Source organism: Bacteroides sp. M10 (assembly GCF_014334015.1).
Classification (GTDB): domain Bacteria; phylum Bacteroidota; class Bacteroidia; order Bacteroidales; family Bacteroidaceae; genus Bacteroides; species Bacteroides intestinigallinarum.
This window is the reverse complement of the sequence record NZ_CP060488.1, coordinates 5,666,674-5,692,795: the sequence shown is the minus strand read 5'-3', so window position 1 is coordinate 5,692,795 and position 26,122 is coordinate 5,666,674. Positions and strand designations below refer to the sequence as shown.

The 26,122-nt window shown below is 40.1% G+C and carries 18 protein-coding genes and 1 other RNA gene; 16 read left to right on the top strand and 3 right to left on the bottom strand.

Annotation, left to right across the window (positions count from 1 at the left end; translation table 11 throughout):
- Window positions 1-33 precede the first annotated feature (33 nt).
- The 3 genes from phoU to H8796_RS21055 all read left to right on the top strand — a co-directional run bounded on the left by phoU (window position 34) and on the right by H8796_RS21055 (window position 2,279).
- Window positions 34-723: a phosphate signaling complex protein PhoU gene (gene phoU, locus H8796_RS21065; protein ID WP_004296659.1), complete on the top strand. Its 690-nt coding sequence runs from the start codon at window positions 34-36 to the stop codon at window positions 721-723.
- A 375-nt stretch (window positions 724-1,098) separates the two neighbouring features.
- Window positions 1,099-1,701, top strand: a complete 603-nt coding sequence (locus H8796_RS21060) for a riboflavin synthase (protein ID WP_004303876.1) — start codon at window positions 1,099-1,101, stop codon at window positions 1,699-1,701.
- A gap of 32 nt (window positions 1,702-1,733) precedes the next feature.
- On the top strand, window positions 1,734-2,279 hold the full coding sequence (locus H8796_RS21055; protein ID WP_008777194.1) for a nitroreductase family protein: 546 nt from the start codon (window positions 1,734-1,736) through the stop codon (window positions 2,277-2,279).
- 213 nt (window positions 2,280-2,492) lie between these two features.
- Here the strand turns inward: H8796_RS21055 and H8796_RS21050 are convergent, their stop codons facing one another.
- From H8796_RS21050 to rnpB, 3 genes are all read right to left on the bottom strand, one after another.
- Entirely contained in the window at window positions 2,493-5,777 is a 3,285-nt protein-coding gene (locus tag H8796_RS21050; protein WP_117971688.1) for a S41 family peptidase, read from the bottom strand.
- A gap of 52 nt (window positions 5,778-5,829) precedes the next feature.
- A complete protein-coding gene (locus tag H8796_RS21045) occupies window positions 5,830-7,149 on the bottom strand; it encodes a YihY/virulence factor BrkB family protein (protein ID WP_117934860.1) in 1,320 nt (439 codons plus the stop codon).
- Between the two features lie 112 nt (window positions 7,150-7,261).
- Window positions 7,262-7,647, bottom strand: an RNA gene (rnpB, locus tag H8796_RS21040) — RNase P RNA component class A.
- 98 nt (window positions 7,648-7,745) lie between these two features.
- On the opposite strand from rnpB, the gene H8796_RS21035 reads away from it, so the two are divergent.
- From H8796_RS21035 to H8796_RS20975, 13 genes are all read left to right on the top strand, one after another.
- Complete coding sequence (locus H8796_RS21035) at window positions 7,746-8,726, top strand: C40 family peptidase (protein ID WP_117934858.1); 981 nt, start codon at window positions 7,746-7,748, stop codon at window positions 8,724-8,726.
- A gap of 4 nt (window positions 8,727-8,730) precedes the next feature.
- Window positions 8,731-9,882 (top strand): dipeptide epimerase, encoded by a 1,152-nt coding sequence (locus H8796_RS21030; protein WP_117934857.1) that lies wholly within the window; start codon window positions 8,731-8,733, stop codon window positions 9,880-9,882.
- A gap of 219 nt (window positions 9,883-10,101) precedes the next feature.
- Window positions 10,102-11,637, top strand: a complete 1,536-nt coding sequence (locus H8796_RS21025) for a trypsin-like peptidase domain-containing protein (protein WP_117934855.1) — start codon at window positions 10,102-10,104, stop codon at window positions 11,635-11,637.
- 183 nt (window positions 11,638-11,820) lie between these two features.
- The gene (locus H8796_RS21020; protein WP_002561589.1) at window positions 11,821-12,681 is read left to right on the top strand and encodes an RNA polymerase sigma factor RpoD/SigA; all 861 of its coding nucleotides are present in this window, start codon (window positions 11,821-11,823) and stop codon (window positions 12,679-12,681) included.
- A gap of 134 nt (window positions 12,682-12,815) precedes the next feature.
- Window positions 12,816-13,439, top strand: a complete 624-nt coding sequence (locus tag H8796_RS21015; protein ID WP_117934853.1) for a murein L,D-transpeptidase catalytic domain-containing protein — start codon at window positions 12,816-12,818, stop codon at window positions 13,437-13,439.
- Window positions 13,440-13,516: 77 nt separating this feature from the next.
- Complete coding sequence (locus tag H8796_RS21010; protein ID WP_004296669.1) at window positions 13,517-13,918, top strand: hypothetical protein; 402 nt, start codon at window positions 13,517-13,519, stop codon at window positions 13,916-13,918.
- 90 nt (window positions 13,919-14,008) lie between these two features.
- Window positions 14,009-15,199 (top strand): clostripain-related cysteine peptidase, encoded by a 1,191-nt coding sequence (locus tag H8796_RS21005; RefSeq protein WP_117934851.1) that lies wholly within the window; start codon window positions 14,009-14,011, stop codon window positions 15,197-15,199.
- Window positions 15,200-15,456: 257 nt separating this feature from the next.
- Window positions 15,457-16,041, top strand: coding sequence for an RNA polymerase sigma factor (locus H8796_RS21000; protein WP_229128505.1), 585 nt, complete (start codon window positions 15,457-15,459; stop codon window positions 16,039-16,041).
- Between the two features lie 43 nt (window positions 16,042-16,084).
- Window positions 16,085-17,164 (top strand): FecR family protein, encoded by a 1,080-nt coding sequence (locus H8796_RS20995; protein ID WP_117934849.1) that lies wholly within the window; start codon window positions 16,085-16,087, stop codon window positions 17,162-17,164.
- Window positions 17,165-17,327: 163 nt separating this feature from the next.
- Window positions 17,328-20,723 (top strand): TonB-dependent receptor, encoded by a 3,396-nt coding sequence (locus tag H8796_RS20990; protein WP_117934847.1) that lies wholly within the window; start codon window positions 17,328-17,330, stop codon window positions 20,721-20,723.
- A gap of 19 nt (window positions 20,724-20,742) precedes the next feature.
- Complete coding sequence (locus H8796_RS20985) at window positions 20,743-22,641, top strand: RagB/SusD family nutrient uptake outer membrane protein (RefSeq protein ID WP_117934845.1); 1,899 nt, start codon at window positions 20,743-20,745, stop codon at window positions 22,639-22,641.
- A 31-nt stretch (window positions 22,642-22,672) separates the two neighbouring features.
- A complete protein-coding gene (locus tag H8796_RS20980; protein WP_117934844.1) occupies window positions 22,673-24,115 on the top strand; it encodes a DUF1735 domain-containing protein in 1,443 nt (480 codons plus the stop codon).
- A 12-nt stretch (window positions 24,116-24,127) separates the two neighbouring features.
- Window positions 24,128-26,122 (top strand): glycoside hydrolase family 97 protein, encoded by a 1,995-nt coding sequence (locus H8796_RS20975; protein ID WP_117934842.1) that lies wholly within the window; start codon window positions 24,128-24,130, stop codon window positions 26,120-26,122.

Below are 26,122 nucleotides of genomic sequence, written 5' to 3'. Positions count from 1 at the left end.
GATAGAATATTAATCATTTATATATAATAGACTATGGTAAAGTTTATAGAATCGGAACTCATCCTATTGAAGAAGGAAATTGATGAAATGTGGACCTTGGTGTACAACCAGCTTGACCGTGCCGGAGAGGCTGTGTTGACCCTTGACAAGGAGCTGGCTCAACAGGTGATGGTTCGCGAACGCAGGGTGAATGCTTTTGAATTGAAGATAGATAGTGATGTGGAAGATATTATCGCATTGTATAATCCGGTGGCGATTGATCTTCGTTTTGTGTTGGCTATGTTGAAAATCAATACGAACTTGGAACGTTTGGGTGACTTTGCGGAAGGAATTGCCCGTTTTGTACTTCGTTGCAAAGAACCGGTATTGGATGCGGAGCTGTTGTCTCGTCTCCGCCTGGCAGAGATGCAAGCAGAGGTGTTGTCGATGCTGGAACTGGCAAAACGTGCCTTGAATGAAGAGAGTAATGATTTGGCGGCAGGAGTGTTTGCTAAGGATAATTTGCTGGATGAAATCAATGCGGATGCAACAGGGATTCTTTCAGACTATATTATCGAACATCCGGAAGCTGTACATACTTGCGTAGATTTAGTCAGTGTGTTCCGTAAACTGGAACGTTCGGGAGATCATATTACCAACATTGCCGAGGAGATTGTCTTCTTCATTGATGCCAAAGTGTTAAAACATCGTGGAAAAACGGATGAAAATTACCCGGAAAAGTAATTTTCTGCCGATTTTTAAACAGAAATTAGGGCTCCTTAAAAAATTATCTTATATTTGTCTCCTGTAACGGACAAGTTACAGGAGATTTTGCTTCAAATGATAATAAATCCAAAGAATTTTCAAAAAGATGTTATATGACATGTTTTATAATTTGGATAGTATCGGTAAAACCGCCTATATTTGCACCGTTATCCTGAAAACAATCTTTTTACCTTAAAAAAAAACTAATACCTATTGAAAACTGAAAAATGGAGCTTTGTGAAAAGCCCCATTTTTTTTTGCTCTTATTTTCTAAGCTGCTTCCTTATTCGTATCTTTGACCCTTGCATTAAGAGAGTACTTTCAATTGTAAAATCGTAAATAGTAAATAGAATTATGTTTTCTGGAATCGTAGAAGAATATGCTACTTTGGTAGCACTGGTGAAAGACCAGGAGAATATACACTTTACATTTAAGTGTTCGTTTGTGAATGAGTTGAAAATCGACCAGAGTATTTCTCACAATGGTGTATGCCTGACGGTAGTGACTCTGACGGATGATACGTATACGGTGACTGCCATGAAAGAAACGTTGGAGCGTTCTAACCTCGGTTTGTTGAAAGTGGGGGATAAGGTGAACGTTGAACGTAGCATGATGATGAACGGTCGGTTGGACGGACATATCGTTCAGGGACATGTGGATCAGACTGCTACTTGTATCGATATTAAGGATGCGGAAGGCAGCTGGTATTTTACATTCCGATATGCGTTTGACAAGGAGATGGCGAAACGCGGATATATCACTGTGGATAAAGGTTCGGTGACTGTGAACGGTGTTAGCTTGACGGTATGTAATCCGACGGATGATACTTTCCAGGTGGCTATCATTCCTTATACATACGAGCATACGAACTTCCATACGTTTGAGATTGGCAGTGTGGTAAATATCGAATTCGATATTATCGGCAAGTATATCAGCCGGATGATTCAATATAAATAAGAAAATATAAATAAGTGACCGGAGGATTGGAAATGGCATATACTGATTTTCTTCAATTGGTGCAGGCTCGTCAAAGTGACCGTTCGTATGATAAGGAACGTCCGGTGGAGCCGGAAAAGTTGGAACGGGTACTTGAAGCTGCACGTTTGGCGCCTTCGGCCTGCAACGCACAACCTTGGAGGTTTGTGGTCATCACAGATAAGGAACTGGCTCAAAAAGCCGGGAAAGCTGCTGCTGGCTTGGGAATGAATAAGTTTGCCAAAGATGCTCCCGTGCATATTCTGGTTGTAGAAGAATCTGCTAATATAACCTCCCTGCTTGGCGGAAAGGTAAAAGGCAAGCATTTCCCGTTGATCGACATTGGAATAGCGGCTGCTCATATTTCTCTGGCAGCTGAAGCCGAAGGTTTGGGTTCTTGTATTCTGGGTTGGTTCGATGAAAAAGAGCTGAAACAGCTTGCCGGTATTCCTGCTTCGAAACGTTTATTGCTGGACATTGTCATTGGCTATCCGGCAAAGGAAAAACGTAAGAAGATAAGGAAGCCGAAAGAAAAGGTGATTTCATACAATCGTTATTGATTGAAAAATAATTATATTCTTAGCCCTTTAGGATAAGCATATAACAGAAAGCATCGTTGGTTTTAAAGGAAGGGGACGTTCCTTTTAAACCAACGATGCTTTCCTTTTAAAGGAACGACCTGTTTCTTTAAAACCAATAAATAGCTTTTTTAAGGTGTTGATAGTTAGTATATTATTGATGCCGCCAGAAAAGCGGCATCAATAATGCTATATTTATTTCTTTTTTGACAAATCTTTCAATAGGTAGTCTACTGCTGCTTTCAGTTGTGCATCTTCTCCTTTCAGGCTGGCTACCGGTTCGTTATAAACTAGAATATCAGGTTGCAAGGTCTGATTTTCGAGATAGTTGCCTTGCATATCCATGCAACCCACCTGCGGGATACCGAATACGATAGACGGATCTATCTGGCGTTCCCACCACACGGCGGTCATCGTGCCTGCCACCGGGGCGCCTACCAGTTTACCAATGCCTAGAGTCTTATATACGTAAGGAGTGCCATGAGCATTGCTGTAATTGTCTTCGCAAGTTAGCATGCATGAGGCTTTCAGCCATTTGTTAAATGGATCGCTGCCGATATATTGTCCGCGTGGCACGAAACGTTGATATTCCTTTCCACTAAGTAAGGTGACTACATCATCGTGCAGCCATCCGCCGCCATTATGGCGGGTATCTACCACTACGGCTTCTTTATTACGATAACGGCCGAGTAGTTCGGAATAGATCTTGCGGAAGCTGGGGCTGTCCATACCTTTAATATGTACATAAGCAATGCGTCCGCCGGAAAGCTCTTCCACTTTCTTGGCGCAGCGCTCTACCCAACGTTTGTAAAGCAGGTCGCTTTGAGTTCCATAGCTGATTGCTTTTACTGTTTCTTCAAAACGTTTTTTAGTAGAAGGATCGTATACGGTAAGTACTACTTTGCGTCCGACTTTGCCTTCAAATAACGGGAAGTAATCAGCACCGGCTTCAATCGCTGTGCCGTCTACTTTTTCAATGATGCAACCTGCCTTCACTTCTGTCTTTTTCTGGGTGAAAGGACTTTGCTTCATGATTTCCTTGATCTTTAACCCGGCACCGTCGTATGACTCATCGTAAAAGACTCCCAGAGTAGCGGTAGGCATTGCGCTGCCTCCTGCTGCAAACCGGGCTCCGGTATGGGAACCATTCAATTCGCCAAGCAATTCACTCAACATTTCCGTGAAGTCATAATTGTTGCTGATGTGGGGCAAGAAGCGTTCGTATGCTTTTTTATATCCTTTCCAGTCCACTCCATGCAAGTCGGCAATATAGAATTTGTCATTTACTTGCTGGCAAACGTGGTCGAAGATGTATGCGCGTTCATCATAAGGACGGTAATCGAAGAATGCTTCAAATTCTATCGGTGTAATTTTGCTACCGGCAATCTCTATTTTCTTCAATCGGCCGCCTGTGCACATAAAGATATTCTTTCCTTCTTTATCCGGTATGAGCGAGCCGCCGCCAACTCCTTTCAATAATATTTTAGTCGTATTTTCTTTCAGTTTATGCTCCCAAAGGTCATAGTCTCCTTCAAAAGCTGCCAGGTAATAAAGAATATCACCCTTCGGACTCATAACAGCGTCACCCAGGCGGGAAGAATTTACAGTTAGACGAACGATGCGGTCAAAACGATTCTCCAAATCGAATGTAAGAGGTTTCACCTCCGTACTGTCTTTTTTCGCATTCTCATTCTGGTTCGTTTTCTTCTTACTGTCTTTAGTGTCTTCTTTCTTCTCTGCCTTTTCTTTCTTGGCTTTTTCTTTTTCTGCTTTCTCTGCCTTTTCCGCTTCTTCAAGTAAGGCAATATCTTCTTTGCTCATCAGAAAGCGGTTGTAGGCATCGACGTCGAAAAACATAATATAGGTGTCGTCTTCACTTCCCCAGCTACCATGGCTACGGTATCCGGCACGGTCACTGTTCCATATCATTGCTTTTCCACCCAACACCCATTTGGCGTTGCTGTCGCTGTATCCGCTTTCGGTAAGATTGACCATTTCGCCTTTTCCGTCGGCTTTCAGCAAAACGACGTCTTTATTGTTCCAGCCTCCTATGCCAATGAAGTCTGATAGAATCCATTGGCTGTCGGGGCTCCATTGGAACCATTGGTCACCGTCGGCATAAGAATATTGATATTTGGCATCCATCACTGTGCGTACGGCTTTGCTTTTCAGATTGATGACGCGGATAGCGGTACGGTTTTCGAGGAAAGCAACCTCTTTACCGTCAGGACTGAATTGTGGTTGGAAAGAAGCGACTTTGGAGTTTGTCAAACGTTCTTCTTTCAATTCTGTGGCATAGGTGAATTGTTTCTCTTCTTTGCGTACGATGGTGGAAGTGTAAAGCTGCCACAATCCATCGCGTTCTGAAGAATAGACGAGTGTGCGTCCGTCGGGAGCGAAACTGATGTTACGTTCCTGATCGGGTGTGTTGGTGATTTGTTTGGTTGTTTTGTAGTCAATAGAGGTTACGTAAACATCACCGCGCATAATGAATGCGACTTCTTTTCCTTTGGGAGATACAGCGATGTCGGTAGCCCCGTTGGATTTGATTTGGCGGATAATATCTTTGTCATTCTTGTCTGCCAGGATACTTATGTTTACCTTTTGGGGTTGTTTGCCCGGAACAAGTGTATAAATCTCGCCGTCATAACCATAACAGAGTGTGCCGGTGGTTGAAATGCTTAGAAAGCGTACGGGATGCTTTGTATGGAAAGTGATTTGTTGGGAAGTGGTGGCTCCGGGAGTACGTTGGAATATATTGAAGGAACCTTTCTCTTCACTTAGATAATAGAATGATTTACCATCAGGACTCCATACCGGTTCGCGGTCTTCACCTCCGAAAGTAGTTTGTTTTTGATAAACAGGGGTTTTTCCGGGAGTGTATGTCCAGATGTCACGGGCAATAGGGGATACCTGATGCTTGCGCCAATAGTCTTCGTATCCTTTCTTGTCCTGATAGAGCATCACTCCCTCCTTATTGATAGAGATGCACTCCATTGGCATGGATGAGAACATAGCGGGGCGTCCTCCCGTCACGGCTACCTCGTACACTTGCTGGAACTGACCGGAAGGAAATCCGACATCTTCGGCAGAGGGAGCAATGTTGGCTGTGAATAAAATGTGTTTGTTGTCTTTGTAGGCAACAGGTTTCTCACTGCCTGAATGAGTGGTCAGTCGCTGGGGTGCTCCTCCTTCACTGGATACGACGAAAACGTCGAGACTTCCCATGCGATCCGATGCAAAGGCAATTTGTTTACTGTCGGGACTCCATACCGGTTCCGTATCAAAAGCCGGATTGGTGGTGATTTGTGTGGCACGTCCGCCGGTTGACGGTACCGTGTAGATGTCTCCTTTGTAGGTAAATGCAATGGTGGTTCCGTCTGGAGAAAGAGCGCAGTGGCGCATCCATAAAGGAGATTCTTGTGCAATGCTTGTCCCTGCTAGACAGATGACAAATGCACTTAGCAGTAGCTTTTTCATTTTTTTCTAATATTGTGTTAAGTTCATTTTCGCGATTTAAGGTTTGACTTTTCTACAAATCCTTCAGTAATACTTTACTTGCTTTTTTATAGTATTCTTCTCTGGATTCGGTCAGTACCTTCCATTCGTCGTTGAATTCTTCGTCTTTGTCAATTTTGAAATTCTCGGAGCCGTATGTGTCCAAACGGTCCAGCAGGACAGCCACATTTAGTTGATTGATATCCATTGAAGGCTGGTAACCGATTTCTTCGCTTTTTTCGTCGGTAACAACCTCGTGAATCAATTCTATTTCCTGCAACTGATAAAGCACCTGGTTTGTCAGCCGGATGGGAATCTGATGTTCTTCCGATATTTCTGCAGCCGTATAGGGCGGTTTGTTCTTTTCGAATCGTTTGGCTATGAGTGACATAATCAGGATGGATATAAAATCCCGGTATCGTCTGCTGATGTTCCGGGTGTCCTGGTCAAAGCTAAAGCTGCGGATATTCTGTCCGGCATACGTCAGTTCGGCTCCAAACAAACAGATTGTCCAAGATATCTGCAACCAAAGCAGGAATAAGGGAAGTGCGGCAAAACTACCATAAATGGCATTGTACTTTGACACCCACAACTGACTGTTGATGTACAGGAACTGAAAAGCCTGATAAGCAGACCCTGCCAGAATACCTGCAATGAGAGCGTGTTTGAATTTCACTTTCGTGTTCGGCATGAAGATGTACAGCCCGGTGAACATCAGCCATGTCAGGACGAAAGGAATAAGCCGTATCATGAATTTCATGACAGGAGCGAGCAGAACGAAGTCATCCATCTGCTTGAGAATGGTGCTCATAAATAGAGAAAGTCCTCCGGATACCACGATCAGAATCGGCATCAGCAGGAACATGGAGAAATAGTCTGTAATCTTGCGATACATGGATCGTGCTTTTTTCACTTCCCAGATACGGTTGAAGGTGATTTCAATATTACTGACCAGATTGATAACCGTCCATAACAACATTACCAAACCAACTCCAATGAAAATACCTCCTTTGGTTTGTGAAAGATAAGAGTTGACGAATGAGAGAATGGCCTCTGTCGTTTCTATATTTCCTCCGAAGCCGTTGCGAAACTGATGTTCCATCAGATTATCGAACCCGAAACCACGCGCTACGGCAAACAGGATGGCAAGTATGGGTACAATGGCAAGCAATGTGCTATAAGTAAGTGCAGAAGCTTTATTGGCCATCCGGTCTTTGGTAAACCGATTGATACAAAGATAGACGGTCTTTATAATATTGTAGAGTGAGAACTTGGTTCGGGTCACTTCGTCTTCCGTAATGCGCCAGATGTCATACGTAAGAAACTTCCATATATCGGTGATTTTCTTCTTCATAGTTCTTCGCTAATTACTAATTGCAAGCAACTAATTACTGATTACAACAGACTTGCTCGAACAGTCGATCCTCATCCATTAGTCATTTGTAATTAAATGGATAATTAAAAGAAAAAGCAGTCAGCCTATAAGCCGAGTTCTGTACCCATATAATTTCCGATTATTAATCTTTGATTATATCAGGTGCCTGTCATTTATCTGAGTGGCGTGTCACCACGACACTTTAGCGGTCTACCCTCCGACATGGAGCGAGCAACTCTCATAACGCCGGTTTACATGACCTTACAACTCCTAAGACGTACAGCCCGCATGTCGCCATGCGACTGGTGGGCTCTTACCCCACCTTCTCACCCTTACCTCTCCCCGAAAGGAGCGGCGGTTATTTTCTTCTACGTTACTCTACCCTCGCGGACAGCTTTCTGTTAGGAAGTAGGATGCTCTATGTTGCCCGGACTTTCCTCCTGCACGAAACATGCACGCGACAGACCGGCCAACTGCTTTAGACTGCAAAAATACGTCATTTATTTTGTTTTAGCCAAAGAAAGTATCACAAATAGAAATAATTTCTAACTTTGCTATCATTAAAATGGATTTTAATGAAGAAGAATATCCTCCTTTTCTATTGTTTCCTGGCGATGATGGCAGCTAGCCTGCAAGCACAGGAAATACGTCCCATGCCTGCCGATTCGGCTTATGGGGTAGTACATATTTCAGTTTGCAATTTGCGCGAGGAAGGCAAATTTACTTCCGGCATGAGTACGCAGGCATTGTTGGGAATGCCGGTCAAGGTGCTTCAGTATAACGGTTGGTACGAGATACAAACACCGGATGATTATACCGGATGGGTGCACCGGATGGTGATTACCCCCATGTCGAAAGAACGGTATGATGAATGGAACCGGGCAGAAAAGATAGTGGTTACCTCGCACTACGGATTTGCGTATGAGAAACCGGATGAAAAATCACGGCCCGTATCTGATGTAGTGGCAGGCAACCGTCTGAAATGGGAAGGAAATACAAGGCTTTTTTATAAAGTGTCTTATCCGGATGGACGACAAGCCTATATCCCGAAATCTATTTCGCAGCCCGAAACCCAATGGAGAGCTTCACTGAAACAAGATGTTGAAAGCATCATTGAAACAGCTTACTCGATGATGGGAATTCCTTATCTATGGGCAGGAACCTCTTCCAAGGGAGTGGATTGTAGCGGACTGGTACGGACCGTACTTTTTATGCATGACATTATTATCCCGAGAGATGCCTCTCAACAGGCCTATGTGGGCGAACATATCGATATTGCTCCTGACTTCTCTAATGTCAAACGGGGAGATCTGGTGTTTTTCGGCCGGAAAGCGACTGCGGAACGTAAAGAAGGTATTTCTCACGTCGGCATTTACCTCGGAAACAAGCAGTTTATCCACGCATTGGGAGATGTGCATGTCAGCAGCATGAATCCTGCGGATCAAAACTATGATGAATTCAACACGAAGCGTTTACTTTTTGCTGTCCGTTTTTTACCTTATATAAATAAGGAGAAAGGAATGAATACCACAAATAAGAACCCCTTTTATCAATAAAAGAATGCAGAACAGGAGAGATTTTTTGAAAACGGCAGCTTTGGCTGCTTTCGGTTCGGGGTTAGTAGCTCGTCAGGCACTAGCCGGAGAATCATTGCTTTCTACCATTCATATAAATAAGCTCGGTTTGGGAGGGAAGATGAAAATGACTTTTTTCCCTTATGAATTGAAGTTGAGGCACGTGTTTACAGTTGCCACTTATTCGCGTACAACAACTCCCGATGTGCAGGTAGAAATAGAATATGAAGGCGTGACGGGATATGGAGAAGCCTCTATGCCTCCTTATTTGGGAGAAACAGTAGAGTCTGTGATGAATTTCCTTGGGAAAGTGAATCTGGAACAGTTTAGTGATCCTTTTCAGTTAGATGACATTTTGTCATACGTTGACAGCCTCTCGCCAAAGGATACGGCAGCGAAAGCTGCGGTAGATATCGCCCTTCATGATCTGGTAGGGAAACTATTGGGCGCTCCCTGGTATAAGATATGGGGATTGAACAAAGAAAAGACACCTTCCACTACCTTTACGATAGGCATTGATACGCCGGATGTAGTGCGGGCGAAAACAAAAGAGTGTGCCGATCAGTTTAATATATTAAAGGTGAAACTGGGACGGGACAATGATAAGGAGATGATTGAAACCATTCGTTCGGTAACAGACCTTCCGATAGCGATAGATGCCAATCAAGGATGGACAGACCGCCAATACGCGCTCGATATGATTCATTGGCTGAAAGAAAAAGGCGTTGTGATGATAGAACAGCCCATGCCTAAAGAGAAGCTAGAGGATATTGCCTGGATAACGCAACAGAGCCCGCTACCGATATTTGCGGATGAATCCTTGCAGCGTCTGGGAGATGTAGCCGCTTTAAAAGGCGCTTTCACGGGAATCAATATAAAGCTGATGAAGTGTACCGGTATGCGTGAAGCATGGAAGATGGTGACATTGGCTCATGCACTCGGCATGCGTGTCATGGTGGGCTGTATGACAGAGACTTCCTGTGCTATTTCTGCTGCTTCACAGTTCTCGCCATTAGTGGATTTTGCCGACCTGGATGGCAACCTGCTTATCTCTAATGATCGCTTTAAAGGGGGGGAAGTGGTGAAAGGAAAGATCACCCTGAATGACTTACCCGGAATCGGTGTCATGAAAATCTGACTTTACTGAATGAATGTCAGAGTGTTAAAGCCATCTGACATACAACGAATGTAAATTTGTCAGGTGTTGTCGTTAACCGCTGTTAAGCTCCAAATATTCTCTGTTAAAAGTGGACAAAAAAGAGTGACAAGTAGAATAAGTGAACGATATTTGTTATTATTTTAACGTCGTAAAAGTTAAAACAATGTCGAATATTAACATTTTAAAGAATTATAAATCATGAAACAAACAACAAAGAACATTCTGGGAGTAGGAGCAATCGTTCTTCTTAGCTCAGGAGTTGCAGGATTGACAACTTACAAATTGTTGCAATCTAACGAAGCTGCCAAAGAGACATCTTTCAATGAGATGTTCAAGCAGAATCCCAATGTAAAATTGGCCGCTTTTGATGCTGTGAACGCCCAACCTGTTGATTTGACCCAGGCTGCGGAGAATTCGCTTCATGCTGTCGTACATATAAGGTCTACTCAAGAAGCTAAGACAAGAACTGTTCAGCAAGCGCCGGACATTTTCGATTTCTTTTTTGGTGATGGACGCGGACAGCAACGTCAGGTACAGTCTCAACCTCGTGTAGGTTTTGGTTCGGGAGTAATCATCTCGAAGGATGGATATATCGTAACGAACAACCACGTGATTGAAGGTGCGGATGAAATCAGTGTGAAACTGAATGATAACCGTGAATTTAAAGGACGCGTGATTGGCACTGACCCCAGCACCGACCTTGCGCTGGTGAAAATTGAGGGTGATGATTTCCCGACTATTCCGGTGGGGGACTCCGAAGCGTTGAAAGTAGGAGAGTGGGTATTGGCAGTAGGTAACCCGTTCAATTTGAACTCTACTGTAACTGCCGGTATCGTAAGTGCAAAAGCCCGTTCTCTGGGAGTATATAATGGTGGTATAGAATCATTCATCCAGACGGATGCTGCCATCAACCAGGGTAACAGTGGTGGTGCATTGGTAAATGCCAAAGGTGAATTGGTTGGTATCAATTCTGTGCTTTCTTCTCCGACAGGTGCTTATGCAGGATACGGTTTTGCTATCCCGACCAGCATTATGACGAAAGTAATTGCCGACTTGAAACAATATGGAACAGTACAACGTGCATTGCTCGGTATTCGTGGTGGCTCTATCGGTAGCAGTTTGATGGACGACCGTCAACCGATTGACAAATCCGGTAAGACACTGGCAGATAAAGCTAAAGAACTGGGTGTTGTAGAAGGAGTATGGGTTTCTGAAATCGTAGAGAATGGTTCTGCTGCAGGAGCTGATATCAAAGTGGATGACGTAATTATCGGTGTGGATAATAAGAAAGTATCCAATATGGCTGACTTGCAGGAAGCACTTGCTAAACATCGTCCGGGTGATAAGGTGAAAGTGAAACTGATGCGCGATAAGAAGGAAAAGACCGTTGAAGTAACGTTGAAGAACGAGCAAGGTACTACCAAGATTGTGAAAGATGCAGGCATGGAAATCTTGGGAGCTGCTTTCAAAGAGTTGCCGGATGACGTGAAGAAGCAATTGAATCTGGGCTACGGTCTGCAAGTGACAGGAGTTTCCTCCGGTAAGATGTCAGATGCAGGAGTTCGTAAAGGCTTCATTATCCTGAAAGCTAATGACCAGCCGATGCGCAAAGTCAGCGATCTGGAAGAAGTGATGAAAGCTGCTGTTAAGTCTCCGAACCAGGTATTATTCCTGACCGGTGTGTTCCCATCAGGTAAACGCGGATATTTCGCTGTCGATCTGACTCAAGAGTAATATATAAAATAAGGTAAGAAGATTGCAGGATAAGCTAATGAAATAGAAAAAGGATGCCGCCAATCAACTTGTCGGCATCTCTTTTTGTTTTATTAGATGAAAAATATAGTGTAAAAGTTACTTAATTTTGTATGTTAACAAATTATTTGTCGTAACTTTGCACTCCAAATCTGTTTTTAAAGAATGAGACAACTAAAGATTACCAAAAGTATCACTAACAGAGAGAGCGCTTCTCTTGATAAGTATTTGCAGGAAATCGGCCGTGAAGACCTGATTACTGTCGAGGAAGAAGTGGAACTCGCTCAACGCATTCGTAAGGGTGACCGTGTAGCATTGGAAAAATTGACACGTGCCAATCTTCGTTTCGTCGTATCTGTGGCTAAACAGTACCAGAACCAAGGTTTGAGTTTGCCTGACTTGATTAATGAAGGCAATTTAGGACTGATTAAGGCTGCCGAGAAATTTGATGAAACACGTGGATTTAAGTTCATTAGCTACGCTGTATGGTGGATTCGCCAGTCTATTCTGCAAGCATTGGCAGAGCAGTCGCGTATTGTTCGTCTCCCGTTGAATCAGGTAGGTTCGCTGAATAAGATCAGCAAAGCCTTCTCGAAGTTTGAACAGGAAAACGAGCGGCGTCCGTCTCCCGAGGAGTTGGCAGACGAACTGGAAATTCCGGTTGATAAAATCTCTGATACGCTGAAGGTATCCGGCCGTCATATTTCGGTGGATGCGCCTTTTGTGGAAGGGGAGGATAACAGCCTGTTGGATGTGTTGGTTAACGATGATTCGCCAATGGCGGACCGCTCTCTGGTTAATGAGTCTCTTGCGAGGGAAATTGATAGAGCTCTTTCTACGTTAACCGATAGAGAAAAAGAAATCATTCAGATGTTTTTCGGTATCGGACAGCAAGAAATGACATTGGAAGAAATCGGCGATAAATTTGGCCTCACACGTGAGCGCGTTCGTCAGATTAAAGAAAAAGCAATTAGAAGACTTAGACAAAGTAATCGTAGTAAATTGCTCAAATCTTACTTGGGATAAGTAAGGAATATCAGTTTCTGAAAGAAAAAAGAATTAGAGTCGCATAAGTCGCACTTTTCATATAGAAGAATGTACTTATGCGACTTTTTACATAAGCCCCATTCTATAATTCAATCTTATACTATGCGAGTTTTATGAAAAAGTCAGTTTTAATATCATTGGTTCTTATTGTTTTGGGAGCAGGGATGGTGGCGTATGCAAAATGTGCGGCATCCTCTTCTGATTCGGTGCCTGTTAAAGTAGAGCAGCGTTTGCGGGAAAAAGCACAGGTGGGAAAGGCTTATTGTGATAAGAACGGATATAATACGAATTATTGCTTTCTGGTAGATTTCAGTATTCATTCTGGTAAAAGGCGTTTTTTTGTATGGGATTTCAAAGGAGATTCCGTGAAATATGCCAGTCTCTGTGCTCATGGATATGGGAAAAATAGCACTGTGTCCAAGCCTGTATTCAGCAATGTGGAAGGTAGTTATTGCTCTTCTTTGGGGAAATACAAAGTGGGTATCCGGTCGTATAGCAAGTGGGGAATCAATATTCATTATAAATTACATGGATTGGAAGCGACGAATGATAATGCTTTCAAGCGGTATATCGTGTTGCATTCTTATACTCCGTTGCCGGAAACAGAGGTGTATCCTTTGCATCTTCCGTTAGGAATCAGTCAAGGGTGTCCTGTAATATCTGATGAAGTGATGAGGAAAGTTGACGGGTTGCTCAAAGCGGAAAAGAAACCAGTCCTGCTATGGGTCTATGACTAAGAAATGCTATTTATTTGAGATAAATAGAGGTAATCTCCTCTTTTTTGTTACCTTTGCAAGGTTAAAAATTATATGATATGAAATACGTAAAAATACTATTTGCAATTGCACTTGTGTTTACCATGTGCTCCGCTTTTTCCTTGAAAAAAGACCACTCTAAACCGGTTTATGCTTTTGGAATTTCTGCCTCATTTACGGATACAGTAGTCTATTTCACGGACATTCAGATATTAGATAGTGCGAAAGTTAGCAAGGAAGGTTTCTTGTCTCACCGTGAGTTATATAGTTATCAGTTGAAGAATTATTTGGAGGATAACCAGTTGCAACAGAATAGTACATGTATGATTTACTTCTCGGAAAACAAGAAGAAATTAGAAAAAGAGGCAACGAAGATTCTGAATAAATACAAGAAAAATAATAGAATGACGGTGTCGCGGATTGATTCTGATAAATTCCACTTTACGAAACCGGAAGAATAATAAGCAATAGTTAAATTGTTAATATAATAAGAGATGCAGCTTTGCATCTCTTATTTTTTTATCTTTGCCTCGTAATAAACTTGAAATCTAATGAAAAAGATAAAAATATTCTCCTTGTTTGTGTGTTTGGCTATGCTGGTAATCGCTTGTCATAATGACGATGATGAAAGAGGAGTCCAGATGCGTACAGTTCTTGTTTATATAGCAGGTGATAATTCTCTTCGCAGCTTTGCCACAGAGGATTTGGCGGAAATGACAGAGGGGATGCAGTCTGTAGATGATAACTCTTATAACCTACTCGTATACATTGATACCGGATCAAGTCCTAAACTAATTCGATTGAAGAAGGATAAAAAGAAGAATGTCGTACAGGAGGTAATCGCTACGTATGAAGGAAGAAACTCTGTAGATGTCTCTAAGATGAAGGAGGTTATCAACACGGCATTTTCTGAATATCCCGCACAGAGTTATGGGTTGGTTTTGTGGTCTCATGGAGAAGGATGGTTGGCAAAATCGCAAAATAAAACCCGTTGGTGGGGACAGGATGGTGGTTCAAATTACATGGATATTTCCGAGTTAAAAGATGTTCTGCGTAATGCGCCTCATTTGAGTTTTCTCCTTTTCGATGCATGCTTTATGCAATCTGTTGAAGTGGTCTATGAATTGAAGGAACATGCGGATTACATAATAGGCTCTCCGACAGAGATACCCGCGCCGGGTGCTCCATATCAGAAAGTAGTTCCGGCTATGTTTGCCAATAATGCATCGGCTACGGACATAGCAAAGGCATATTTTGAATTTTATGCAGATGAAAATCTTTATACTGGCAAATTGCCATATAATTGGGGCTTAGGTGATCCCTGGACGGCAGGAGTCTCTGTTTCTGTTGTGAACACTTCCATGTTGGAACAACTGGCTAAAAGCAGTAGTGAGATTATTCCGAAATATATTAAGGGCAGACAAGCGATAGCCACATCGGGCATACTCTGTTATGATTGTCGGTCCAGTAAGTATTATTATGATTTTGATGGATTAATACGTTCTTTAGGTAGTGAGACTAGCGAATATGAGGCTTGGAAAGCTGCTTATGATGCTGCTGTGGTTTATTGGAAGACTACTCCTAATAATTACTCCAGTTATGGCGGTAGTTTCTTGATGAATGGCTCTGCAGGACTTTCTACTTATATATTTCGTCAGTCGTATGAAGAGGAGATAAATCCTTTTTATCGTCAGTCGATACAATGGTACTCCGCTGCCGGATGGGATGAGACAGGTTGGTGATAAGGACGGTAAATCTGATATTATGGATGCACGATGTTGAATCTCTCCTGTTTATTTGGTGGCATTTATTGATATCTTTCTTGCGAGTTCAAAAAAAACTTGATAACTTGCCGCTGTATTTCTTCTAAATTCATCCTATATGTGTTTTGTAGTATCCGAAAAACTTTTAAGGAGAGAAGAAGCACTCTTTATTATATTAATCTTTTAAAATTGAATGGGCTCTAATACTAATCATGCAACAGGGATCTTATTATAAAATGGAGGACATTGCTTTATGGAACCTTATGTTGAAGGGGGACATGATGTCTTTGGAAGTGTTATATAGGAGGCATTATGAATTGTTGCTGAACTATGGGCTTAAATATTGTACGGATGAAGAAATGGTGAAGGATGCCATTCAGGACCTTTTCGTCAAATTATGCAATAGTAGCCGTTTATCATCCACAGATTATGTGAGATCCTATCTTTTAAAGTCTTTGAGAAATATATTGTTTGATAAGCTGTCATCATTGAAGGTGGTAGAGGATTTAAATGAGTTATCTTTTGAATTGACAGTTGATGATACTTACTTGGCGGCACTATTTAAAGATAATGATGAAGAATTATTGCTTAGTAAAAAAATAATGGAAGCTTATAAAAGTCTTTCTGACAATCAGAGAGAAGCGATCTATCTTCGTTATATTAAAGGATTGTCCTATAAGGAAGTCGCTGTAATACTGGATATTAACCCTCAATCTTCCATGAATTTAGTTTCTCGTGCTTTGACAAAACTTAGGATGAAAATAGCTGATGACAATTATTTATTTATTTTTTCTCTTATTTTTTTCCTAAAAAGTGAGTAGTTTTTTTCTTTATTACCGTATCTAATATAAAGAGTAATAAAGAATGGAAAAGAATAAATCCAATATAACACATGTTGCGCGAAGACTAATTCAGCATTTTAGATCGTCGGAGAAAACAAGTACTCCTACGGGAATGGATGAATTATGGAAGCGTATAGAATCTCAGGTTCGTATTGAAAGGGCTGAAAATACCCGGCGTCGTATCCTTTATATATTTACAGCTTCATCTGTAGCTGCAATCTTTTTGGGTATATTTCTGCTGGGGCAACATTTCATGTCTTATTATATAGAAGATAACACAATAACAGAGTTTGCAGAAAATCAAATAAGTCAATCAGCAGATAGTGAGATAATATTGTTAATGCCTGGGAAGAAAGAAATAGAAGTTGGAGCGAATGATGCAAATATTGTCTATTCTCAGTGTGGAACAGTAGTTGTTAACTCTGATACGATAAATCAGCTTGAGGTGAAAGAAAAAGAAATGGAGTTCAACCAGCTGATCATTCCCAAAGGAAAAAGAACTCAGTTGACTTTGTCAGATGGTACTCGTTTATGGGTAAATTCGGGAACACGTGTCGTTTATCCTAGTTATTTTAATAAGAATAGACGTGAGATTTATGTAGAAGGTGAGATTTACTTGGATGTATTTCATGATGAAAAGACTCCTTTTATAGTCAAGACAAAGGATTTTCAAGTGCAAGTGTTAGGTACGGTGTTTAATGTATCAGCATATCCGTCGGAAGGAATGTCATCTGTAGTATTGGTTGAAGGAAGTGTAAATATAAAGAATCAGAGTAAAAAACAAGTGAAGCTCGCTCCGGGGCAATTGGTCGATATTCATGCCGGGCAGCTGGATGCTCCTAAAAATGTAGACATAGAACCTTATGTATGTTGGGTGAAGAATATGTTGATGTATACAAATGAACCATTGGATAGAGTATTCAAGAAGTTAAATCTGTATTATGGAAAGGAATTTATTCTAGATCCGGAAGTTGAACAAATGCTGGTTTCTGGAAAGTTGGATTTAAAAGAAAAGTTAGAAGACGTCTTACACACTATATCATTTTCCGCTCCTATTTATTATGAAAATTTAGATGATAAAATATATGTGAGAAAGGAATAGATGATAGAATAAACTTAATTTATTAACCTTATTATTACACCTGTTTTTTATGAGAAATAAAGACCCCATAAAAAATAGCTGAACGATATTGCGCTATCATTCAGCTATAATCAAATTGAAACAATGTTCAAGATTGTTTAATTTTTTAATTCGTTGCTAATATATGAAAAATAACAATGCAGACTTTTTTGCGAGGATAAAAATATCTCGCATATTATTCCTTTTTAGTTTTTGTTTTCTTTCTTTGCATTCTTACTCTGTCAATGTAGGAATATATCATCAAGAGAAAACTTTCACGATTGAAGTACGGAATAAAACCGTAAAAGAGGTTCTTGATTATATAGAGAAGAATAGTGAGTTTATATTCTTTTACTACAATAATACAATTGATACCAAACGAAAAGTGAGTTTATCAGTGAAAGATAAACCTATAACTTTTGTTTTGGATCAGTTATTTAAAGGCATGGATGTTCAATATGAGATCAAAGATCGACAAATCTCTTTGAAAAAGAATAGCGTCCAACAGGATTCTCAAAATAAAAAACGACAGAAACGTAAACTAATAGGTACAGTTATAGATGCTTCGACTGACGAGTTATTGGTTGGAGTCAGTATTTCGGTTAAAGATACACCGGGAGTAGGTACAATAACAGATTTGGATGGAAAGTTTTCAATAGAGGTTTCAAATAATACAGAGTTAGAATTTTCTTATATAGGATATAAGAAACAAACATTAATGGTAGGTGATTTAGGTATTGTGAATGTGAAGATGGCATCCGATAATGAAATGTTAAGTGAAGTAGTTGTTGTAGGAGCCGGAACGCAAAAGAAAATATCAGTAACGGGGTCTATTACTTCTGTAAAAGGTGAGGGGTTGCGTAGCCCTTCATCTGCTTTAACAAATAATTTTGCAGGAAAATTGGCTGGTGTGGTTGCTGTCACTAAAACCGGAGAACCGGGAGCTGCTTCTGAATTTTATATTCGTGGTGTCAGTACTTTCGGCGGGCGCGCTACTCCTCTTATCTTAATGGATGGAGTGGAAATATCTTCTGGTGATTTAAACCGTATACCTTCGGAATCCATTGAAAGTTTTTCGATATTAAAAGATGCTTCGGCTACTGCTATTTACGGTGCGCGTGGAGCTAATGGTGTTATGCTTGTCACGACTAAAGATGGTATGGAAAACTCCAAAGCGACAATTAATGTTTCATTTGAGAATTCATTTATGCGACCGACAAAAATGGTGGATTATGTAGATGGAGCCACTTGGATGGAAATCTATAATGAAGCTTTATTGACGCGTAATCCCGATGCTGGTTTGAAATATTCCAGAGATATAATTGATTTAACACGTTCGCATACTTCCCCTTACCTGGCACCGGATGTAAATTGGCGTGATGTGATGTTTAAAGACATGACAATGAATCAAAGAGCAAATGTGAATGTTTCCGGTGGTGGTTCGCGTGTAACATATTATTTGAGTTTGCAAGCCAATCATAATACCGGTATGTTGGATATACCTAAAACTTACTCTTTCGATAATAATATCAATCAATGGGATTATATTTTTCAAAATAATATCACTTACAAGCTAACTTCTACTACTAAAGTAGGATTGAGGATGAATGCACAAATTGGGCACCATAAAGGACCCGGATATTCTGTCTCTGATTTATTTAAATATGCTTATTATGCCAATCCTATTACATTTCCAGCCACTTATCCTAGCCAGGAAGGTGATACCCATATTCGTTTTGGTAATGCTTGGCTTACACAGGGAGAAAGGACATATCTTAATCCATATGCGAAGATGATGGAGTCTTTTAAGGAGGAAAATTATAGTACTTTGAATACGACTTTAAATATTGAACAGGACTTGGGTTTTATAACAAAAGGGTTGTCAGTTAAAGCATTGGTGAATTTTAAGGGTTATGCATCTTCTAATTATACGCGTACGATGGAACCATTTTATTACTTGGCAAAGATGAGTTCTACAGAAGATAATCTGCGATTAGATCGTATAGGTAATAGTGGACAAGAATATATTCAGGAAGGTGAGATAAAGAAAGGAAATGATAATACGATTTATCTGGATGCCAGAATTGATTACTCACGTACTTTCGGAGAGAAACATTCAGTATCGGGGATGTTGATGTATATGCAACGTGAATATCGTAATGGAACTTTGCCAAATCGTAATCAAGGTTTTTCAGGCCGTTTTACTTATGACTATAAGCACAAATATCTAGTAGAGGCCAATTTCGGTTATAATGGTACGGAACGTTTGGGGAAAGAGGATCGTTTTGAATTCTTTCCGGCTATGTCACTAGGTTGGGTTGTCAGCGGTGAAGATTTCTGGAAACCAATGGAGAAGTATGTCAACTATTTTAAGATTCGTGGTTCATATGGATTGGTGGGTAGTGATGAAACCGGGCTTCAGGCAAATCCTGCTGCTGCACACTTCTTATATCTGGATGGAGTCAATTTGACAGGCAGTGGAGTATATCATACCGGTTATCTTGGTAATGTTGGAGGAGATGCATATAAGGGACCTGTTGTCAATTCGTATGCAGTGATGAATGCAGGATGGGAACGGGTAAAGAAATTGGATATTGGTGTGGATCTGGAATTGTTTAATCAAGTGAATCTGACTTTTGATTATTTCTATGATAAAAGGTATAATATCCTGATGAGACGTGCTTCATGGCCGGCTATTATGGGGTATCAGAATGCTGTACCTTGGAGTAATATTGGTGCCGTTGATAATATGGGGTATGAATTCAGTATCAATTGGCGCAAAGAGCTTTTTAAGGAGTTTATCATTGATATGCGTGGTAGCCTTACGTATAATAAAAATAAATATGTATATAAAGATGAACCGGACTATCCTTATGTCTGGAAATCGGATACGGGAAGACCATTAAGTACAACGAAAGGATATATTGCAGAAGGTTTGTTCGCTAGTCAGGAAGAAATTAATGTAAGTCCGACCCAGAGCTTAGGTAGTACGGTTATGCCGGGTGATATAAAGTATCGTGATGTGAATGGTGATGGACTCATTACTGAGGATGATATGGTAGTATTATCAGATTATGGTAATATTCCTCGGATTCAATATGGTTTGGGCATAAATATAACTTATAAAAAAATTGATTTCGGAGTATTCTTTAATGGTTCTGCCCAACGTACTATAATGATTAATGGTATTTCTCCTTTCTTTTCGGATGTGTCATATGGCGAACGTAACTTAATGGCTTTTATTGCTAAGGATTATTGGTCAGAAAAGAATCCGAATCCAAGTGCTGCCTATCCGAGACTAGGAGTTCAAAATAGTCAGATTGAAAACAATATGAAGGCTAGCTCGTATTGGATGCGTAATGGAAATTTTATTCGTTTCAAAACGCTTGAATTGGGATATACATTTCCTTATTGTCGTGTCTATTTTAGTGGTGATAACTTGGCTGTATGGAGTCCGTTTAAACTATGGGATCCGGAGTTAGGTTATGATTCTTATCCTTTGTCTCGTACTTTTAATTTGGGAGTTCAACTGAAATTCTAATATTATAAAAACAAATAATATGAAAAAAATAGCTGTTTTTAGATATTTCCTACAAATCTTTTTGTCAATAGGGTTATTATCTGCTTGCAATTATTTGGAAGTAATTCCACCTGAACAGGCGAATCTGGATGATACAATGAGAGATGCGAATGCCGTACGTAACTTTCTGTATTCTTGTTATAGTGGTGTTGAGAATACGGTCACTTTTGACAATCCTTCTACAGATGAAACTATCAACTCAATTGAGATGAATAGTGGTTTACAGAAACTTAGTTATAATCAATTAAGCTCATCTGTAATAGATTACGGACATTGGCATAATGCATATAATGCTATTGGACAATGCCATTTGTTCTTACAACAACTAGATAAATCCAGTCCGTTAGGGGTAGATGAGGCCATGAAAACGCAATATAGGGCAGAGGTCAATTTTTTGATTGCTTATTACCATTTTCGTTTGTTGGTAGACTATGGACCAATTCCTGTGATTGATCGTTTTATGCCAATGACCACTCCTGTTTCGGAGATTCCGGGACGTTCACATTTTGATTATGTTGTAGACTATATTTGTAGAAAGTGTGATGAAGCAGCCACTGATCTTCCTGCTTATCGTACGACATCGGAGTGGGGAAGAGCGACTTCTTCTATTTGCTATGCTTTGAAAGCTCGTTTGCTGCTTTATGCCGCTTCTGACTTGTGGAATGGTGGTTTCCCGGATAAAGGATGGAAAAATAAGACATATGAAACCCCCGGATATGGAAAGGAATTAGTGAGCAATTCATATGAACCGGAAAAATGGAGAAAGGCTCTGACAGCTTGTGATTATGCTTTGAAGTGGGCTGAAGATGAAGGAGGGAATAAATTGCTGCTTTTAGATAATATGCCCTCAAGAGCTGCGAATCTGAAAGATCCATATATACCGGGAAATTCTGATAAAGACTTTGTGGAACATGTTAAATTGATGAGTTTTGTATTACAATCTACTCCTGATGAAGGTAATTTTGAGTATTTATGGGGAATTGTACCATACGTTGTTGTGGGATTCTGGTCGCCTTTACCTTTGAATATTATTGAACGAAATGGCTCATGGGTATCTGGATATAGTCAAATGGCCCCCACTTTATATACAATGGAACACTTTTGTACAAAAAATGGAAAGTTACCGGAAAATGATGAAAAGTTTGTGGATAAAAGTCGTTGGTTAAAATCTGCAGGTGTGAGTGGCCGATCTGATATTATTAATCTATGTGTAGATCGTGAACCGCGTTTTTATGCATGGATGGCTTTTGATGGAGGAGAGTATACACAACAGCTAGTCAATGGAAAGTCTTTGCAACTTAATATGAAGAGTTCTAGCAGGCAGGGGCGTAATCCACAAGTGAATCGGAATTATTCACCTACGGGCTTTTTAAGTAAGAAATTTGTTGAACCTGATTTGAGTTTTACTTCTGAGAGTGGCGGTGAAGGTAATAATGTAAATTATCCGGTACCATTATTCCGTTTGGCCGAGCTCTATTTGAATCGTGCAGAATGTTACGCTGCCTTAGATATGACTAAAGAAGCGTTAGCGGATATAAACACAATACGTCGTAGGGCAGGGGTTACTGAATTGAAAGAAAGTGATTTGAAGGTAATGTCTCTGATGGACTGGGTACGTAATGAAAGATTTGTTGAATTATGGGGAGAAGGTCATCGTTACTATGATGTGCGTCGTTGGATGATTGCTCCGGATAATTTGAAAGCTGGTGTACGAGAAGGTCTGAATGTACTGGAGAAGTATGATCCTTCTTTTGATGAATTTAATGTGCGGACCAGGATAAATCAGCCATTTATGTGGGACAATCGTATGTATCTTCTTCCTGTGTATGCAGATGAGGTATATAGTAATCCGCAAATGATTCAGGCACCGGGATATTAATTTCATTTCAACAATTTGTAAATATACTATTATGAAGAATAAATATCTTTTTTCGTTATTGGGAGGATGTCTGTTAATGTTATTTTCTTGTGATAATGGAGAATCTGACTATCAGAATTTGTTTCCTGAAGAATATCATAAAATCCTATATATCAAAGATAGTGGTTCCGTTGATCTTGAATTACCACAATTAAGCTCGACTCCTACTTATGATTATTCATTTGTGGTTTGTAAAGCAGGGAGTAATCCGGCTTTGGAGGCGAATGCTTATATTGAGGTGATGTCACAAAAAGAGTTAGATGAGAAATATAGTATTCCTGAAGCTGTGAACTATAAGGTTCTTCCTAAAAAAACATATACCTTGGAAAATTCAGAATTATTGTTCGCATCGGAAGAACTGCATAAATATTGTAATGTATCATTGGTGCCTTCTGTTATCAAGGAACTGATGGAGGAAGGAAATCCTACTAATTTGTGGGTATTACCATTGAAGTTAGTTAGTGACTCTGATTCTATTAATTCAGATAAAAACATTCTGTTTTTAAAGATTACGGCAGTTAATACTCCGACTGTTAGATTTTCGGAGAAGAGTAAAAAGATAAACCTTGAAAACAATTTATCTTTATCTGTCAATGTGAGTGCAGAAATAGCAAATGTCTCTAATAATCAGTGGGATTTTTCGTGTGAAATAGCTTATGCTTCTGATGCTACAAGTTTATTAGATGAATATAACCGGAATAATCCTTCCTCAAAATGTGTATTGATGCCTTCTCAGAATGTAACTCTTAGTTTAAATTCGTTTGATTTTGAACAAGGCTACAGTAAGGCTGTGACAGATTTAGTGCTGGATATTCAGTCAGATGGGCTGGTATCAGGAACAAATTATTTTGTACCGATAAGACTTGTCACTTGTACGGAAGAAGGTTTTGTTTTAGATGATCCTTATTTTTTGATAGTTACAAACCCATTTGGAAACAGTGCTAAAATAACTTTAAACTCAGGACAACTCTCCAGCCCTCATTCAGAACAGAATAATGAAGGTAAATTGGAAAGTTTAGTGGATAATAATAAAGAAACTTTCTGGCACGCTTGGTATTCTAAATATGTGGTCTCCGAGATTGGCTATTATTTTGATATCGCGCTAACTGCTCCTATAACTGATTTCTCTATTGGTTATACTACTCGTAGTGGAGATTATCATGAAGATCCGATAACTATTTATTTATATGGTAGTAATGTAGGCGGTGATAATTTGAGTAATTGGACACTAATAACTACACTGAACAATACTACTGATGCTTTGCCTACGACCGCAAGTACGGATTATAAATCCGGCGTTTTCTCAGCAGCGACTTCTTTCTCTTATTTGCGGTTTGCCTGTCCGGAAAGTATGCGAAATGGTGAAATCAGATACCCGGGAAGTGGAAGAGATGGTTCATTGAATTTAGCAGAATTCCGTTTGTGGGGAAAATAAAAAACAGAAAGAATGATGAGAAAAATATTTATTTTATTTAGTATGGTGATATATGGTGCAGCCTTATTGGCTGCCCATGACTATCAAGTGAAATCTCCTGATGGTAGATTGCTTGTTACAATTTCAACAGATAAGCAAATCACTTATTCTGTAAAGTATGATGGATTGTTGATGTTATTACCTTCGCCTATTAGTATGCAATTGGATAATGGACAGACTTGGGGAAAGGAAGTAAAGACTGTCAAGGCAAGAAAGGTAAAAAGCAATAGTGTGATAAAGAGCCCTTTTTATCAACGTAAGGAAGTTACCGACTGCTATAATGGTTTGATCTTGAATTGTGGTAAAGAATTTGATATTGAATTTCGTACTTATGACGAAGGGATGGCATATCGTTTCATTTCTAAATATGAAGGTTCTTATAAAATAGTAAAAGAACAGGCTGATTTTAGGTTTGATAGAGATTATCGTTCTTATCTTGCCTATGCTCCTCGTGGAGGGGCGGATGCAAATGATCGATTCAATTCCAGTTTTGAAGAAATGTATACAGAAACAAGTTTAAGTGGAATTGTTGGAAATCAGCTGATAATGACACCGGCATTAATCGTTGGAAACGAGGGAAAGAAACTTTGTATTGCAGAATCTGATGTGATCAGTTATCCGGGAATGTTTTTAACAAGTGTAGGAAATGATTCTAACATATTAAGTGGAACATATGCGCCTTATCCGGAAAAAATGGCACCACGAAGCTGGAATGACTCTTTTTATAAAATGGAAAACTATACAGATTGCATTGCCAAATGCGATGGGGCGCGGACCTTTCCGTGGAGAATTCTGTGTGTTTCTGATAATGACATCAATCTGTTGAGTAATGACATGGTTTATCGGTTGGCAAGCCCATCCCGTATCACGGATACCTCTTGGATCAAGCCGGGATTAGCCACTTGGGATTATTGGAATAATTGGGAAGGCCAAGGTGAAGAGGGCAAGACGATTGATATGTATAAGAGATTTATTGATTTTGCGGCATCCCAAAAACTATCTTATTATGTAATGGACTCAGGTTGGGCTATATATGAAAATAATGGTGCTTCAATGGCTAAGCCACGGCCGGAAATACGCTTGGATGAATTGGTGAAATATGGAGAAGAGAAAGGGGTCGGACTTCTTTTATGGGGTGGTTCAGCTAACTTTGCTGCTGATAACATGGAAGAGCTCTGCCATCATTATTCACGTATGGGGATTAAAGGATTTAAAATAGACTTTTGGGAATACGATAACCAACGTATGATGGAGCTATTGCTTAAGGCAGCGGAGATTACCGCTAAATATAATTTATTGTTGATCTATCATGGGTGTCCCAAACCTGTAGGTTTGGATCGGACTTATCCAAACATCATGAGTTATGAAGCGATAAAAGGAATGGAATATGTTTCAACTGGAATAGTAGGAGCATATGATATGATTGATTATAATGTAATTTTTCCTTTTATTCGTCAAATAGCTGGAGCATCTGATTATACGCCGGGAGCTATGAAAAATTTACCGATCGGAAAATTGGGTTGGGCTCCTAAAGCAAGTGAAGGTACCCGTTGCCAACAGGTTGCTTTGTTCATCACTATTTTTAGTCCTATTGGTTCGTTGTGTGATAGTCCTACCAATTATTATGCTAATAAAGAGTCTGTGGAGTTTATTTCCCGAATACCGACAACTTGGGATGAAACAATACCTATGCATGGAATGATCGGGCAATATATTGTGATGGCCCGGAAAAAAGAGGATAAGTGGTTTGTAGGAGGAGTGAATAATAAACAGCCTCGTACCATTACTTTAGATTTTTCTTTTCTTCCTGTTGGAGATTATCAGATTGAATGGGTTCGTGATGCGGAAGATGCCGACGTGAATCCTGAAAATTATATTAAAGAGATAATTAATATACCATCAAGCCGGAAACTTGTTGTCAAAATGGCACAGGGAGGGGGATTTGCTGGGATTATTCAAAAAAAATAA